Raw genomic sequence first — 15,739 nt, 5'->3', positions numbered from 1 at the left:
AGTTGCTTGACAAGTCGATGTCAATTGAATTGAAGCCATACGCCAAATAGGATGCCAGAAAATTATTGCAATTTGGCTGGAATCACGATTCGGTTGGAGGAAATATTTGGTGTCCGCTGATTTTTAATCCGATCGGCTAATATTTCAGCAGCCGTCGCGCCCATGAGAAACGGATCTTGTTTGATCAGTTTTGAGTCAGGCAGAAGTCGTTTGACAATCGCCGTATCAGAAAAGGCCGTGATCGCGATATCTGGCGCAGAGAGCAGATCGTGATGCATAAAAGTTGGAAAAAAAGCTAGTAAGAGACGTTCCTTTAAGAAAAAGAATAGTGTTTTGTGTTTGGCGGCACGATTTTTTGCGATCATGGCCAGTGCTTTCTTTTCGTTTTCTTTGATAAAGGGCCGTGAATTATCAATTTCTATCAGCGAGGCATTTGGAAAAATGGCTCGGATACCTGCCAGACGGTCCTCACGTGTCGAAGTGCCGACGATTGCTTCAGAAACCACGACACAATCGTCAAACTGCTGCTGACGAAAATAGGCGGCCGTCTGCTGAGAAATACCGTAGTTATTAGTCTTGACCGTTGTCCAATCATCCGTGTGCAGATCACGGTCCAAAATAATCGTTTTCAATCCCTGTCTGATCTCCTGCCTTAATTCGGATTGATCGTTGATTAAAGGCTGGATGATCAAGCCGTCAAACACCTGATGATTAATGATTTTAAGATTGGTCAGTTCCCTTTTCTTATCTGAATTGGAATCAAACAAAATGGCGGTCAACTGGTTCTGTTCCAAAACCGAACTGGCGCCTTTAAAAAATTCTGTCGAAAAATAGTCGTCAATATCTGCGGCAACAACAGCGACCAGCTGGCTATTATGTGTACTGAGCTGGCGTGCGGTTGCGTTCACAACAAAGCCAGTCTGATCGATGATGTTGGCGATTTTGGCAGCCGTTTCTTTGGACATACGGTTCATTTTTCCATTGATAAAGCGGGAAATTGTCGCGCTGGAGACACCGGCCAATTGTGCGACCTCTTTGATTGTGAAAACATGTTCTGAATTATTCCTGTTATTTACCATATGTATTACCGTTAAACAGTTCTTGCGACTGTTTTGCATACTTATAACTGTAACGAAAAAGCCGCACAGCGATGACAATTTTTGAAAAATGCCATTAAAAAAGCGTTCCTGTTGAGAACACTTTTCGACTAGTTAATTAGAACAATCCGATTAAGGTATTGATGCTGGCATAAGCCATAAAAATCACGACCAGCCAACCGGTATAAATTAAAAGCCGAGGATGGTGATAATCACCGATAATTTTTTCCTTGGTCGAGGCCAACAGCAAAATCGCCAAAGCAATTGGCAGAATAAAGCCATTTAATGTACCGACAACCACGAGCACTTGTGCCGGGCTGCCGATAAAGTAGAAGATCGCCGTAGAAACGACAATAAAGCCAATGATGATCCATTTGCGATATTGATTGTATTTGCTCTGCCCTTTGCTGCTGACGGCATAATCAAGAAATGAAGTTGACGTAAAAGTCGAACCCAATGTCGAGGTCATGCCAGCTGCCAGAAGCAGTAGTCCGAAGAAACGGTAGCCAAAATTACCGGCCGCGTATCTAAAAATCGAAGCAGCTGGATTGGTCGGATCCAGTTTGTCGCCTAAAACAACGACCGACAAGCCGGCCAAGAAAAGCATCACACGAATGACCGAAGCAATTCCGATACCAGTCAAGGCGCCTTCATTGACGTATTTAATGTTTTCCTTGCCCTTTAGGCCGCCTTCAAGCAGACGATGGCCGCCAGCAAATGAAATATAACCGCCGACTGTGCCGCCGACGATTGTGACAATCGCGTAAAAACTCAACTGTGTCGGAACAAAAGTGTGCTGAATTGCCGATTGATACGGGACTGCCATAACAGAAATGATATATATCAAGATGCCAATTTTAACGACAGCCAATAATTGCACCGTGCGATCCATGACCGTGAGCGCGTTTTTCACAACGAAAACGCCAATCGCCACGGCTGCCGCAATCACGGCACCATTTTCCGGTGAAATACCAAATAAGACATTCAGCCCTAGTCCGGCACCACCGATATTGCCAATGTTGAAAAACAAACCGCCAAGTGCAACGAGAAATGATAAAAGGTAACCCAGCCCGGGCAGGACTTCGTTTGCGATCACTTGGGCGCGCTTGCCGCTAACGACGATAATGCGCCAGATATTCATCTGAACAATAATATCAACAATAATGCAGACCAAAATCGCGAATCCGAAATTAGCACCCATCTGGCCCGTAAAAGTGGCCGTCTGCGTCAAAAATCCCGGTCCGACAGCCGCCATCGCCATTAAGAAAGCGGCGCCCATCGCGATTGATCTTGCTGAATGTTTCATAGTTTGGGGCTGGTCAGCACTCACTTTGACCGTCCCTGTTTCCTCTTTATCTGCCATTTATGTTCTTCTTTCACAAAAAAATTTAAAAAGATTTAATTTGAATATTTGCTTCAGACAAGACGCTCCGGATTTTCTCCACAATTTCCAGAGCGGCTTTATTGTCGCCGTGAACACAGATTGAGTCGGCTTTCAAATTGAGGCTGCCACCGTCAATCGTTTGAAGCGACTGTGTTTGAATCAGTTTTAAAACACGTTTTGCAATCAATTCCGGGTCCGTAATCACAGCCTTGTCATGGCTTCTAGCCACAAGACTGCCGTCAGCTTCGTAATTACGATCAGCAAAGGCTTCTTGGGCATAAGGCAGGCCGATTTCTTGGGCGGCTTTGATTAGCTGACTGCCGGCCAGCCCATAAATCGGCAGTTTGGGATCAACTGCTTGGATGCCCTGACAGATCGCCATAGCCAGCTCATGATCTTTCGCAGCTCGATTATATAAAGCACCGTGCGGCTTGACGTGATGCAGCTGGCCGTTTTTTGTAAAAGCTTTTAAAGCACCAATCTGATAAATCACAAGATGTTTCACTTCATCAGGCTGCATAGACATAAAACGACGGCCAAAGCCCTGACGATCCGGATAAGAAGGATGAGCGCCAATCGCAGTCCCAGCTGCTTGCGCTTTTGCAACGGTTTGGGCCATCACATCCGGATCACCAGCATGAAAACCGCAGGCAACATTGACAGAAGAAACCAGCTTGATAATTTGATCGTCGTTTCCCAAAGAATAACGGCCAAAGCTTTCGCCTAAATCACTATTAAGATCAATTGATTGCATTCATTTCCTCCTTTAAATGACCTACTATTTTGTTTCTGTCAGCTGATCAAGCCAATTGATATCAGTTTGATTAGTTTGAAAGGCTTTTTCAGATAAAAGCTGCATTAAAAAATCTAAATTCGTCTGAATACCATCGATCACTGTCTCATCAATGGCCATCTGCATCTCCCGAATCACGCTCTGGCGATCCGGTCCGAAGGCGATAACCTTAGCAATCATGGCATCATAATTAGCCGGTACAGAATATCCCTGATACAAAGCATCATCGACACGAATACCGTGACCAGCTGGTAAATGCAGCAGTTTGATCTTGCCAGCCGTCCGGGCAGTCACGCGGCATTCTAATGCAAAACCGTGCCGAGAAACATCCGCCTGTGTGATAGCCAGCGGCTTCCCATCAGCAATTTTTAGCTGCAGATCCACGAGATCAAGACCGCTAGTTAATTCTGTAATTGGATGTTCGACCTGAATTCGCGTATTCATTTCCATGAAGTAGAAATGGTCGGGACCATCAAAGAGAAATTCCAGGGTGCCAACGCCTTCGTAATGAATCGCCTTGGCTGCCGTGACCGAAATCTGAAACATTTCCTGTCGACTGGCTTCATCAAGAGCAATGGCTGGCGCTTCTTCCAGCATTTTTTGGTGATGCTGCTGAATCGTACAATCCCGCTCCCCAACGGCAATCGCATTCCCAAATTGATCGGCAGCAATCTGAATTTCAATGTGCCGCGGATGGGCCAGATATTTTTCCAAATACATATGATTATCGCCGAAAGCATGTTCGGCTTCACTTTGCGTTAAGGCAAACAAACGACCAAACACTTCAGGACTGTCAACGACACGCATGCCTTTACCACCGCCGCCAGCACTGGCCTTTAACATAATCGGATAACCGATCTGCTCAGCTGCAGCCGTCCCCTGCGCCAAAGTCGTAAATTCACTTCCGCTGCCTGGGACAACAGGTACACCAGCCGCAATCATTGTTTTTCTGGCGGCTGATTTCTCGCCCATGGTCGCAATCACTTTGGCACTGGGACCGATAAATTTGATGCCGGCATCCTGGCAGGCTTGAGCAAATTCAGCATTTTCCGAGAGAAAACCATAACCTGGGTGGATCGCGTCAGCCCCAGTCATTTCAGCGGCCGCGATAATGCTTGCCTGATTCAAATAACTGTGCTGAACATCGGCTGGTCCGATGCAGACTGCTTGATCAGCCAGCTGCACATGCAAAGCACTACGATCAGCCGTCGAATAGACAGCGACAGTCGCGATATTCAGCAGACGGCAGGCACGGATAATTCTGACCGCAATTTCGCCTCGATTAGCAATTAGCACCTTTTTCAAGAGGCATCACCTGTTTTTGTCAAAGCAAACAATGCTTGGTCGTACTCGACAGTACTGCCATCAACGACTAAAATATCGTTAATTCGCCCGTCTTGCAAGGCTTTTACCTCATTCATCATTTTCATCGCTTCAATAATCGCGACAGTCTGCCCCTTTGTCACTTGATCGCCGATTTTCACAAAAGCTGCTTGATCAGGGCCGGGTGCAGTATAAAAAGTACCGACGAAAGGTGCTTTAATCGTAAAAGTATCATCCGGGGTTACCGACTTATCGGTCGTTTCCGACAAGACCGGCGTCTGAGCCTTTGTACCCAATTCTTTAGTCAGACGAACTTGTCCCTGATAGTCATTGATTTCCAGACTGCTGAGGCCGGACTGATTGAATACTTGAATGATTTTTTTCAAATGCGCAATTTTCACTGCTAATCCCCCTCATTTTCCGATGTTAATAAAGCCTGAATTTTCACTGCAGCTTTTCGGGCTGGGCCGATCGGAAACTGATATCGTGCCTGCTGCCATGATGCCAGCAAACGTTTAAATCGCTGCCTCCGTACCAATAACTCCTGCTGCGCTTTTGGTAGATCAACGAGCGTGAATGCAAATTTTTGACCAAGCGGCATCTGCACAAAAGCTGAAAAATCGGCAGCAATAATCGTGGCAATCACAGGATATCCGCCCGTCGTTTGACGATCTGCCAGCAGCACAATTGGCTGGCCGTTTCGCGTAATTTGAATATTGCCAAAAACTGTTCCTTCAGAAAGCAGGCTGACTTGTGCGGCCGGCAATAATTTTTCAGTCAGCCGATAGCCCATACGGTCAGCTTGTGTGGAAACGGTAAAAGTCTGCTTGACCAAGTTTTCCTGAGCTGCTGGATCAAACAAGGACCACTGCGGCCCTTTGACGACTCTGATTCCTGTTACCACCTTTTTCTCATCAACTGCATATTGCCGTGACTGCAGACTGGGCATTTGGTAGCATTCATTCAAAGGCAGCTGATCCCCCTTTTGCAGCAAACGTCCGTCTAATCCGCCAATACCGGCTCGTAAAGTTGTCGAACGGCTATCTAGGACAGGCACTGTTAACAGGCCACCAGCTGCAAAGGCAATGTAACCATATCGACCCCTTGTGACTGGGCCGAAAGTCAAGACATCGTTTTCAAAAATCTCAAGAACCTGATTTTCTTCGGCCCGCTGAGCATTAACAAAGACTGGGCAGACAGCGCCTGTGATCGCGATGAAAGTCCGAAAATGAAATTTCAAGCTGGGGCCTAAAAGACAAAATTCAATCGCCGCAGCATTAACTGGATTGTTCACCAAGCCGTTAGCCAAGCAAAAAGCCGCTTGATCAATCGCACCCGATGTCGGAAATCCTTCGATCTGGTGGCGGAAACGACCTAAATCCTGAATGGACGCTGAAAGGCCCTTATCGATAACTGTCGCGCCGATCATGAGCCCGCCTCGTTTCTTTGCGCCAGCTGGAATTTCCCGGCTTGATCCAACTGCTGAATCTTGTTATAATCCGCTCGTGAAATTGCCTGGAAGCGAATATAGTCACCCGCTTCATAAAGTGGCGCAGGACGTTTAGGATCATAAAGCCTGACTGGCGTCCGCCCCAGCAAACGCCAGCCACCAGGAGACTGCAAAGGATACATGCCAGTCTGCTGACCAGCAATGCCGACACTGCCAGCTGCAATGGCTGCCCGTGGCTCGTCCAAACGCGGCATGGCAATCCGATCCGGCACCGTGCCCATATAGGCAAATCCAGGCAGAAAGCCCAGCATATAGACAAAATAATCAAGGCTGCTATGCAGGTCGATTAATTCAGGCACAGTCATATGACCGTAATCAGCGACACTAGTTAAATCCGGGCCAAATTCTTCGTCATAGCAGACAGGCAAAAGCAAAACGTGTTTCTCAGATGCACCTGACTCTAATTTTTTTGACTGAATTAATGTATCTAAATAATCCTGAAGTTCGCCAGCTTGCAATAAAGCCGGATCAAAATTGACCGTCAAAGTGTGATAAGCAGGAATGACATCGACGATGCCAAGCAGGTCAGCATTAGGCCGCAGCAAATACCTCGCGATGTGCTGAATCAATTGATTCTGTTTCACATCGATCAAATTGGGAAAAATTAAATTAAGCGATTGTTCACCAACCGGTACAAAAAAATAATCCGCCATTTGTACGCTCCGCTTATAAAATGTTAGTGGATATTGTACAACATTTTTTTCACAGTTCTCAAAAATATGTCGGCTTTGTTATCAAAATTTCGTTTGATCGATTATTGGTATTTACCAATTATGCATAAGCACTGTCACAGTCAGGATTCCGTTTTATCATGAGCTTGTAAGTTAAAAATGACTAGATCTAAATCTGAGGAGTTAGTGATGAGCAAAAATATTAAATCAGCCTCAGCCGCTATTCTTGAGAAAGTTCAAGACAGAATAGCCGCTCAAAAAACAAATCAAACAATTAAGGTTAAAAGAGTTTGACAAAAAAACGTTAATTTCCTTCTGTTGCAAGGAAATTAACGTTTTAGTTCTCTTTTTTTCCGTAGCTCAGAAGATCTCCTGGCTGGCAATCCAACACGCGGCAAATGGCCGCAAGTGTCTCAAAACGGATCGCCTTGGCCTTGCCATTTTTTAAAATCGAAATGTTAGACATCGTGATGCCGACTTTTTCCGATAATTCTGTGACGGACATTTTCCGTTTGGCCAGCATAATATCTAAATTAACAATAATTGATGGCTCTTCTCCTCTAGTCATATAGTCAAATCGTGCTCAGCCTTTAAACTGATCGCGCTCCTAAAAAGATCTTCAACAATTTGTGAAAAGACAAAAGCCGCATAAGGCAAAGAAATCAGTGAAAATCCCATAATCATGAGGCCCGGTGCATCAGCCATCTGTGTGACTTGATAGACAAAGGGCATGATCCCCGAAAAGACAATCGCGATAACTAAAATAGCGTGCTTAATCTTTGTGACCAGCGGCAGTGTCGCTGATGAGAAAGCCTGATTTTTGCCAATGAGACTGACAACTCGAAACAACAGATAAAGAACTCTGAAAGCAAAAATCGCGGCTAAATAAATGGCAGCCAGCAGCGTGACGATGGCAAAATTCCAATGCAAACCTTCAGCTGTAAAAACCTGAATTGAGACTAACGTTCCAGCCATGACAACAATCGCCGCAATCCCCAATAAGGCTAACTTAAGAATCAAACTTTTGATTTTCATATATTCGAGTTCCTTTTTTGAAATTATCATAGGAGTCATGTTATCCTAAAATTTATTGTTTTTCAATATGTATTTATTGTTTTGCAATATGTAATAGGGTGAAATGTCCTCATCGGCTGATGACTAGCACCCAACAAATATCACAGAATCTTCTCCAATTAAGCAAATTCCTGCCCTTTTTCTTGCACGGCTTTTTTTCCTGTGATAGGATACACGTAACAAATTCAGAATGTTGAAAAAGCTTATATATGGTCGTAATAGGGACGACCGTTTCTACCCGGAGCCGCAAACTCAGGACTATAAGCAATCATGTACTTATGCTGATTTCCGTGATCTCCGAGGAGCTTTTTCTACTATCTCAATTGGATGGGAGATCAGTCATCAAAATTTTAGAAGAAAAAATCAAATCCGAAGGTGTTGTCCTCGGATCGGACATTTTAAAGGTCGATAGTTTTTTGAACCACCAAGTCGACCCTTTTTTGATGTCTCAAATCGGACAGGCCTTCGCTGACAAATTCAGTCAGGCAGGTATCACAAAAGTGCTGACAATCGAAGCGTCCGGTATTGCACCAGCACTCATGACCAGCCTTCAGCTGCAAGTACCGATGGTATTCGCCCGCAAGCACAAAAGCCGCACCTTAAGCGGCAATTTTTACACTGCTAGCGTTTATTCATTTACAAAGCAGACGGAAAACAAGATTGCCATTTCCAAAAAGTTCATCAATGCGGACGATCGTGTGTTAATCATTGATGATTTTCTGGCAAACGGCCAAGCTGTCCAAGGATTGCTTGATATCACCAGCCGAGCCGGCGCGACCGCAGTCGGTGTCGGGATTGTGATCGAAAAACGTTTTCAAGCCGGTCATGATTTGATCCTGTCAAAAAATATTCCGCTTGTTTCACTAGCAAGTATTGATCATTTCCAAGATGGTCAAGTCGTTTTCGATAATGAAGGAGCAGCTTCTCATGTCGATTAATCAGGAAACACAAAATAATCTGGTTAGCAATTCTCATTCAGCCCTTTTAGGCATTCAGCATCTGCTGGCTATGTATTCCGGAGCCGTGCTGGTTCCCTTGCTGATTGGCGGTGCATTAAAATTCAGTCCCGCGCAAATGACCTACCTGATATCAATTGATATTTTCATGTGCGGATTAGCCACTTTTCTACAATTATTTACGAACCCCGTCTTCGGCATTGGACTGCCGGTTGTTCTAGGCTGTGCCATCCAAGCCGTCGCGCCATTACAAATGATTGGCCAAAACTTTACGATCGGTACTATGTACGGTGCTATCATCGCTTCAGCTATTTTTGTCTTTTTGATCGCTGGTGTCTTTGCTAAAATCCGCAGGTTTTTCCCGCCTTTGGTCACTGGTACTGTCATTACCGTGATCGGCCTCACTTTGATCCCGATCGGTTTCGTCAATCTTGGCGGCGGCAGTGCAGCAGCAAAATCTTTTGGTGCTAGCAATAATCTGATCGTTGGTCTCTTCACGATTGTGGTTGTCTTGGTTTGCAGTGTCTACGCCAAGGGTTTCATCAGCCGTATCGCCGTTTTGATTGGCCTACTTCTAGGTACTATCCTGGCTTCCTTTATGGGCATGGTTTCTTTTCAAACTGTCGCCGACGCCAGCTGGTTCCACTTCCCGCAGCCATTTTATTTTGGTACACCGCGTTTTGAACTTTCTTCTATTCTCACGATGATCGCGATTTCTCTTGTCTCACTCGTAGAATCGACAGGTGTCTTTTTCGCCCTCGGAGATATTACGAAAAAACCAATTGGCGAAACAGATCTTAAAAAAGGCTATCGCGCCGAAGCTTTAGCTGGTATTCTCGGCGGTATCTTCAACACCTTCCCTTACACGACTTTTTCGCAAAACGTCAGTCTCGTCCAATTGTCCGGCATCAAAAGCCGGCAGCCCATTTATTATGCAGCCGGCTTCCTGATGCTGTTGGGTCTGCTGCCTAAAATTGGTGCTTTGGCAACGATTATCCCCACGCCTGTCATTGGCGGCGCAACCGTGATTATGTTCGGTATGATTGCCATTCAAGGGATTTGGATGCTGGAAAAAGTCGATTTCTCCAACAACAAAAACATCCTCGTGGCGGCCATTTCCATCGGTGCCGGTCTCGGTGTCAGCGTTGAGCCAAATATTTTCCAGGGCCTGCCGCAGACAATCCGTTTGATCTTCAGCAACGGCGTTGTCGTTGCCAGCCTCTGTGCTGTACTTTTGAACCTGATCATTCAGCCGGATAAAATAAAAAATCCTGCTGAAAGTGTTAAACAGCAGGAAAGTTAAAAATTATTTAGTAATCGCCGTTCATGATCGTGTTCTGCACAATCACATAATTGACGGTTCTCAAAGCCTGCAGATCACTTCCGCCGGCATAAGAGATTGATGATTGAAGATCTTGTTTCATTTCATTTAAGGTGTTTGCGATGTCGCCACGGTAAGGAACCAATAAGTCCTTGCCTTCGACGTTCTTGTAAACGCCTTTTTGTTTGGCCGAAGCCGACCCGTAATACTGCTTGTAACGGCGGTGATCAATCACCAGATCGCTTCCGGGAGACTGTTTATGCCCGGCAAACAGCGAACCAATCATCACCATGCTGGCACCGAAACGAACAGATTTAGCAATATCGCCATTGTGACGAATCCCGCCGTCAGCAATAATCGGTTTTCTAGCTGCTTTGGCGCACAGGCGAACAGCCGCTAACTGCCAGCCAGCCGTACCAAAACCGGTCTTCAGCTTCGTGATGCAGGCTCGTCCAGGGCCAATGCCGACTTTTGTCGCGTCAGCACCCGCGTCTTCAAGCTCACGGACAGCATCAGGAGTCGCGATGTTACCAGCAATCACGAAAGCTTTGGGCAAATGCCGTTTAATATAATGAATCATGTCAATGACCGTATTGGCGTAGCCGTGGGCAATATCGATCGTGATATAGTCCGGTGTCAGCCCGGCATCAGCTAGTTCATCAATGAAACGGTATTCTTCCTCTTTCACGCCAACACTGACAGAACTAATCAAACCCTTTTCCTTCATCTCAGACACAAAATGAAATCTTTTTTCCGGTTCAAAACGGTGCATGATGTAAAAATAGCCGTTTTCCGCCAACCAAATCGCCAGGTCATCATCAATCACCGAGGCCATATTAGCCGGTACAACAGGTAATTTAAAGCGATGTCCACCGAATTCAACGCTCGTGTCAGCTTCTGAACGCGAGTTGATCAAACATTTATTAGGAATCAGCTGCACGTTCTCGTAATCAAATACTTCCATGAAGTTTTATGCCTCTTTCAATCTGCCGCACTGGCAAATTTTCCACCAACGATATTACGATATCGGTCTTTTTCATGAAAGTCAAACAATTGGACTAAGCCTGTTCCAAGGAAGCCTTTTCCCAATTTTGTGCAGCAATTTGAATGGCATCCCAAGGTGATCCGACTGGCGGTGAATAAGATAAATCCAAATCGCTAATCTGTGAAACGGTCAGCTTGTTTGCGATGGCTGTTGCAAAAACATCGTTGCGTTTAGCCACTTCGCTACCGAAATGACCAATTAATTGTGCGCCTAAAAGCTGCCCGGTACGCCGATCACCCGTGATGCGGATCTTGATTTTGTGTGCACCTGGGAAATAAGCTTTATGATCATCGACATTACTCGTGACACTTAGCGGCGAAAAACCAGCTTCAACCGCTTCCCTATCCAATAAGCCTGTTCGTGCAACGATTAAATCAAAAGCTTTTAAGACTTGCGTTCCGACGATGCCCTTGAATGGTCTCGGATAACCCGCAATCACGCTGCCGGCCACGCGCCCTTGCTTGTGGGCAGTGGTCCCTAGCGGCAGATACGTCATGCCAAGCAGCTGGTGGTAAGTCTGGACTAGATCACCCGCGGCCCAGATATCCGGCAAGGTCGTGTGCATAAATTCGTCTACGGCAACGGCATGATTGTTGGGATTGAGTTGTGCGCCTGCATCCGCCAACAGCTGCGAATTAGGCTGGACACCAGTCACAATCAGGACCAGATCAAAATCATCGTAATGCGTTATTTCAGTAGCTTTTTGTCCTGTCAGGGAAACACCAGCGGCTGTTGACTGGATCTTTTTGATCGCCGTATTCGTGATGACACGAACTTGATTTTCCGTGAGCTTCTCTTGGACGATATGCCCTAAATTGGCATCGACCGTAGCTAAAATTTCTGAAGAACGCTGAAAAAGCGTTACTTCCAGCTGTCGTTTGCGCAGGGCTTCAGCCATTTCGATGCCGATATAACCTGCGCCAATAATAGCGGCTTTGTGTTGATCAGGTGAAGATAAGGATTTTTCAATCGCAAAATAATCAGCCATCGTGTGCATGACGTGAATGCGACTATCAACCTGGTTAATCCCAGTGATACCGGATAGCCGAGGTTTTGCGCCGGTTGCAACCAGCAGAAAGTCATAATGACAGGTTTGTGTTTCGCCCTTGCGAGCATGCAGCAGAATTTCATGCTGGCCGGGATTGATTTTATCGACGGTCGTGTTCATAAAAAAATGAATGCCAGTCGCAGTTAGCTCTGCTAGTTTGCGATGCGCTAAGTCGTGCCAATCAGCGACATCACCACTGATTGCATAAGGCAGCCCGCAGATAGACAAGTTCGGAAATTCATCTTCTAGAAAAACATTAACCTCAATTTCCGGTTTAAGCTCTTTGACGCGCAGCGCGGCTGAAATACCGGCATCACTGCCGCCAATCACAAGCAATACTTTTGTTTTGGTTACCATAAAATGGATTCTCCCGATGTAGACTCAGTCATTATTTTACATGTGTTGTAGAAATGGAAACGTTCTTAGAAAAAATTTGCCAAAACCATGAAAGCTTTGAATACACCATCCCACTCGTTTTTAAATATTTCGAATTCCGCATTAACTAATTACACAGAAATTATGAACAATAAAACTTTGCTGTCAGTGCCATTAAGGAAAAATGTATTTCCCTCCCGGCAGCTTCTTAACGATCAAAACAACTAACACACAAGCTAGATAGACCATAAAAGGAAAAAGATAGACGTGAATTAGGCTGAGATCTGTAATTGACAAAAGTTTATCAAACAATTTAATGAAAAAAGGATGAATAATATAAATACCCAAGCTAGTACTAGCAAGAGTCTTTAATATCTTGGCGGCACTAACTGTTACTTTAACAGATATCATAAGCCGTTTAACCAGAGTAAACAGACCGGCTGAGTAAAAGAACACGATCGGGCCAGTGGAATTGTTCATGTCTAGATTGGTCCCGATTCCCAAACTAACAAAAGAGACTTGAATGACAAACATAATAACACCAATACCAATAATTAAATTTTCTTGTTTTTGAGAAAAATAATCTGTATGGATCAAATAGCCAGCAATAAAATACCCTAAATAGGAAAAAGTGACCAATGGAAAATTAACCATATTATTGTTAATTGAGATTTTTAAAATTTCTAATGGGTAGAAGATAAAACAATTAGTTACGACATAGATGCACACTAGCACGAACAGATAGCCTCTTTCCTTTAGACTCACTAGTGCAGATAACAAAGGTGTCACTAAATAAAGAGTCAGAATAACATAGAAAAACCAGAATAAGGTGTTAATATTCGTGCTGACGAAGCTCAACAAAAAATCCGAAACACTTGGATCAGGATGAGGAATAGGACCTGGATAGGCAGTAAAACGGATATCATATCCATACCAGAGAACACTCCATAAAATTAACGGAACAACCACTCTGAGCGCACGTTTTTTGAAAAATTCCCTTGTCGTCATGCGTGATCGATAATCAATCAGCATGGCACCAGAAATCATAAAGAAAATAAAGACAGCCGGGATAGCGAGAGCTTGGAACATTCTAACTTGTTTGAACAAAGGATCAGCAGCGTTCGTATGGAAGATGGCTTGGGAAGTGTGCAACATTAAAACCATAAATATGGCTAATATATTCAAAACGTCTATAAACGAATATCTTTTATTTTTGACCATAATAATAGTTCTATCACAATGTCTTGAATATCAACATCGGTTCTAGGGATACTTCTTTGATTTGGAATCTCACATATTCAAAACTTTTTTTAGCGGAAAAAACAGAGTTTCTTTTCAACGATAAATAATTAACTCAAAGACGTTAGATTAGTTAGTAAGAAACCAGCATTAAAAGGTGAATAAAATATTTGGTTAATCATGGCAACAGACCAAGGATTTCCAGATGTTTTTTTAACTTGCGTTTCGTATGTTAAATACCCTTTTTAGTATGATGAGTCACGTGATGCAAAGTCGAACTTAGTTTGTGGGATAACGTGCCGGCTTCAGCTTTGGAACTATTAACCAGTTTATGAGTGAGTTCTTTGCGAGCCTCTTTTTTCTTAGATTTCTGCTCATCAGCCAGTTTGAGTAATTCTTTGCTTTCTAAAATAGTAGCCTCATCGACATAGAAGAGCTTAAAAAAAGTGTCCGGCGATACTACAGAACCTGTTCTCGGTTCAGTCCTCAAAACCGTATTTGGTCTTTTATGAGCAAAACGTTTATTTGGGGCAACTAAAATATTGATTGATTTAACAGGATAATTAGTGAGAATTTCGTGAGCATCATCTAATGACAATTCTGTAAGTTTAGGTATCTTGGCATCATTCGCATGCTTTGCATGATGGTCATCAATAGCTCCCTTAACAGCTTGTGCTGCTGGAGCAAGTGCATCACTTACCCCGGCCATCGCATCAATTGCCTTACCCGCTCTTTTTGCTGTGTTAATCATAGATGACAGTCTCATCTTCCTAAATCTCCCTCAATTAATCCAAGACAAGTATTTTATTAAACAAATATATTTTATCTTTTTTGAATTTGGCTAGTAAAAAATATTTGTCTTGTTAGATAAATTATGCCTAGTCATTGTTTTCAAAAATCATCATAATCATTAAGTGGACCAATACAGCACCTAAGCCGACAAAAAACGCTTCACCTCAGGGCAAAGCGCTTCTCAGACTCTATGGAGATTGAGGGATTCGAACCCTCGCGCCGGGATAAACCGACCTACACCCTTAGCAAGGGCGCCTCTTCAGCCTCTTGAGTAAATCTCCAACTGATTAAAAGTCTATGAATATAAAAATGAGCAAACAAACATTCATTTAAAATGCCTGTTTGCTAATGGACCATCCAGGACTCGGACCTGGGACCTCTGCGTTATCAACACAGCGCTCTAACCAACTGAGCTAATAGTCCAAAGCGAATGACGGGAATCGGACCCGCATAGCCAGCTTGGAAGGCTGGAGCTCTACCACTGAGCTACATTCGCAAGGGAGATATATCTCCAATGGCGCGGGACGGAATCGAACCGCCGACACAAGGAGCTTCAATCCTTTGCTCTACCAACTGAGCTACCGAGCCAATCGCACCGCATCGATATCGCTACCGACCGGTCCCAGCGGGGTTCGAACCCGCGATCTCCTCCGTGACAGGGAGGCGTCCTAGACCAACTAGACCATGGAACCTCTTGAAAGTTCGCTATGTAATAGCCAAACAATCAGGTGGCCACTAACGTGGCCTATTGCGGGGGCTGGATTTGAACCAACGACCTTCAGGTTATGGGCCTGACGAGCTACCAGACTGCTCTACCCCGCGATAATATTAAATTTGCCCATCGGCAATGGAGAATAGAGGATTTGAACCTCTGCGCCGGTTTCCCGACCTGACGGTTTTCAAGACCGTTCCCTTCAGCCAGACTTGGGTAATTCTCCAAACAACAATTGGCCAAATGGACCTTGCTGGACTCGAACCAGCGACCGAGCGGTTATGAGCCGCTTGCTCTAACCAACTGAGCTAAAGGTCCGCATTCGGGCCAATCGCGGCGGGGGGAATCGAACCCTCGACCTCCCGGGTATGAACCGGACGCTCTAGCCAGCTGAGCTAC

At 44.7% G+C, this 15,739-nt stretch carries 15 protein-coding genes, 8 tRNA genes and 1 riboswitch; of the genes, 2 read left to right on the top strand and 21 right to left on the bottom strand.

The window, feature by feature from the left end:
- Positions 1 to 62: 62 nt before the first annotated feature.
- The 9 genes from ABF487_RS08925 to ABF487_RS08885 form a co-directional block, all read right to left on the bottom strand.
- Entirely contained in the window at positions 63 to 1,079 is a 1,017-nt protein-coding gene (locus ABF487_RS08925) for a LacI family DNA-binding transcriptional regulator (RefSeq protein ID WP_415635067.1), read from the bottom strand.
- Positions 1,080 to 1,215: 136 nt separating this feature from the next.
- Positions 1,216 to 2,460, bottom strand: a complete 1,245-nt coding sequence (locus ABF487_RS08920; RefSeq protein ID WP_415635066.1) for an NRAMP family divalent metal transporter — start codon at positions 2,458 to 2,460, stop codon at positions 1,216 to 1,218.
- A 25-nt stretch (positions 2,461 to 2,485) separates the two neighbouring features.
- Entirely contained in the window at positions 2,486 to 3,235 is a 750-nt protein-coding gene (locus ABF487_RS08915; RefSeq protein ID WP_415635065.1) for a LamB/YcsF family protein, read from the bottom strand.
- 24 nt (positions 3,236 to 3,259) lie between these two features.
- The gene (locus tag ABF487_RS08910; RefSeq protein WP_415635064.1) at positions 3,260 to 4,579 is read right to left on the bottom strand and encodes an acetyl/propionyl/methylcrotonyl-CoA carboxylase subunit alpha; all 1,320 of its coding nucleotides are present in this window, start codon (positions 4,577 to 4,579) and stop codon (positions 3,260 to 3,262) included.
- A complete protein-coding gene (locus ABF487_RS08905) occupies positions 4,576 to 4,998 on the bottom strand; it encodes an acetyl-CoA carboxylase biotin carboxyl carrier protein (RefSeq protein WP_415635063.1) in 423 nt (140 codons plus the stop codon). Before ABF487_RS08905 ends, ABF487_RS08910 begins: the two co-directional genes overlap by 4 nt.
- Before the next feature lie 2 nt (positions 4,999 to 5,000).
- Positions 5,001 to 6,026: a biotin-dependent carboxyltransferase family protein gene (locus ABF487_RS08900; RefSeq protein ID WP_415635062.1), complete on the bottom strand. Its 1,026-nt coding sequence runs from the start codon at positions 6,024 to 6,026 to the stop codon at positions 5,001 to 5,003.
- Entirely contained in the window at positions 6,023 to 6,760 is a 738-nt protein-coding gene (gene pxpB, locus ABF487_RS08895) for a 5-oxoprolinase subunit PxpB (RefSeq protein ID WP_415635061.1), read from the bottom strand. The genes ABF487_RS08900 and pxpB overlap by 4 nt, the downstream gene beginning before the upstream one ends.
- 355 nt (positions 6,761 to 7,115) lie before the next feature.
- Positions 7,116 to 7,346, bottom strand: coding sequence for a helix-turn-helix domain-containing protein (locus tag ABF487_RS08890; protein ID WP_415635060.1), 231 nt, complete (start codon positions 7,344 to 7,346; stop codon positions 7,116 to 7,118).
- Positions 7,343 to 7,843, bottom strand: a complete 501-nt coding sequence (locus ABF487_RS08885) for a DUF2975 domain-containing protein (RefSeq protein WP_415635059.1) — start codon at positions 7,841 to 7,843, stop codon at positions 7,343 to 7,345. Before ABF487_RS08885 ends, ABF487_RS08890 begins: the two co-directional genes overlap by 4 nt.
- Before the next feature lie 192 nt (positions 7,844 to 8,035).
- Positions 8,036 to 8,133: riboswitch (purine riboswitch) on the top strand.
- Between the two features lie 60 nt (positions 8,134 to 8,193).
- Here ABF487_RS08885 and ABF487_RS08880 point away from each other — a divergent pair.
- Entirely contained in the window at positions 8,194 to 8,790 is a 597-nt protein-coding gene (locus ABF487_RS08880) for a xanthine phosphoribosyltransferase (RefSeq protein WP_415635083.1), read from the top strand.
- Positions 8,780 to 10,111, top strand: a complete 1,332-nt coding sequence (locus tag ABF487_RS08875; protein WP_415635058.1) for a nucleobase:cation symporter-2 family protein — start codon at positions 8,780 to 8,782, stop codon at positions 10,109 to 10,111. Before ABF487_RS08880 ends, ABF487_RS08875 begins: the two co-directional genes overlap by 11 nt.
- 7 nt (positions 10,112 to 10,118) lie before the next feature.
- On the opposite strand, the gene ABF487_RS08870 is transcribed toward ABF487_RS08875, so the two are convergent.
- From ABF487_RS08870 to ABF487_RS08815, 12 genes are all read right to left on the bottom strand, one after another.
- Positions 10,119 to 11,093, bottom strand: a complete 975-nt coding sequence (locus ABF487_RS08870) for a GMP reductase (protein WP_263779117.1) — start codon at positions 11,091 to 11,093, stop codon at positions 10,119 to 10,121.
- Between the two features lie 94 nt (positions 11,094 to 11,187).
- A complete protein-coding gene (locus ABF487_RS08865) occupies positions 11,188 to 12,579 on the bottom strand; it encodes an FAD-dependent oxidoreductase (protein WP_415635057.1) in 1,392 nt (463 codons plus the stop codon).
- Between the two features lie 192 nt (positions 12,580 to 12,771).
- On the bottom strand, positions 12,772 to 13,818 hold the full coding sequence (locus ABF487_RS08860; RefSeq protein WP_415635056.1) for an acyltransferase: 1,047 nt from the start codon (positions 13,816 to 13,818) through the stop codon (positions 12,772 to 12,774).
- Positions 13,819 to 14,068: 250 nt separating this feature from the next.
- On the bottom strand, positions 14,069 to 14,587 hold the full coding sequence (locus ABF487_RS08855) for a hypothetical protein (protein WP_415635055.1): 519 nt from the start codon (positions 14,585 to 14,587) through the stop codon (positions 14,069 to 14,071).
- Between the two features lie 232 nt (positions 14,588 to 14,819).
- Positions 14,820 to 14,909: transfer RNA gene (locus tag ABF487_RS08850), tRNA-Ser, on the bottom strand.
- 68 nt (positions 14,910 to 14,977) lie between these two features.
- Positions 14,978 to 15,051 (bottom strand) — tRNA-Ile (locus tag ABF487_RS08845).
- A 2-nt stretch (positions 15,052 to 15,053) separates the two neighbouring features.
- Positions 15,054 to 15,124: transfer RNA gene (locus ABF487_RS08840), tRNA-Gly, on the bottom strand.
- Positions 15,125 to 15,143: 19 nt separating this feature from the next.
- Positions 15,144 to 15,216: transfer RNA gene (locus ABF487_RS08835), tRNA-Phe, on the bottom strand.
- 29 nt (positions 15,217 to 15,245) lie between these two features.
- Positions 15,246 to 15,320: transfer RNA gene (locus ABF487_RS08830), tRNA-Asp, on the bottom strand.
- Positions 15,321 to 15,376: 56 nt separating this feature from the next.
- Positions 15,377 to 15,450: transfer RNA gene (locus ABF487_RS08825), tRNA-Met, on the bottom strand.
- 26 nt (positions 15,451 to 15,476) lie between these two features.
- Positions 15,477 to 15,566 (bottom strand) — tRNA-Ser (locus tag ABF487_RS08820).
- A gap of 18 nt (positions 15,567 to 15,584) precedes the next feature.
- Positions 15,585 to 15,658: transfer RNA gene (locus ABF487_RS08815), tRNA-Ile, on the bottom strand.
- Positions 15,659 to 15,739 lie beyond the last annotated feature (81 nt).

This window comes from Oenococcus sp., from assembly GCF_047725585.1.
GTDB lineage: Bacteria > Bacillota > Bacilli > Lactobacillales > Lactobacillaceae > Oenococcus > Oenococcus kitaharae_A.
The sequence above is the reverse complement of the archived record's forward strand: the minus strand, read 5'-3'. Positions and strand labels throughout refer to the sequence as shown.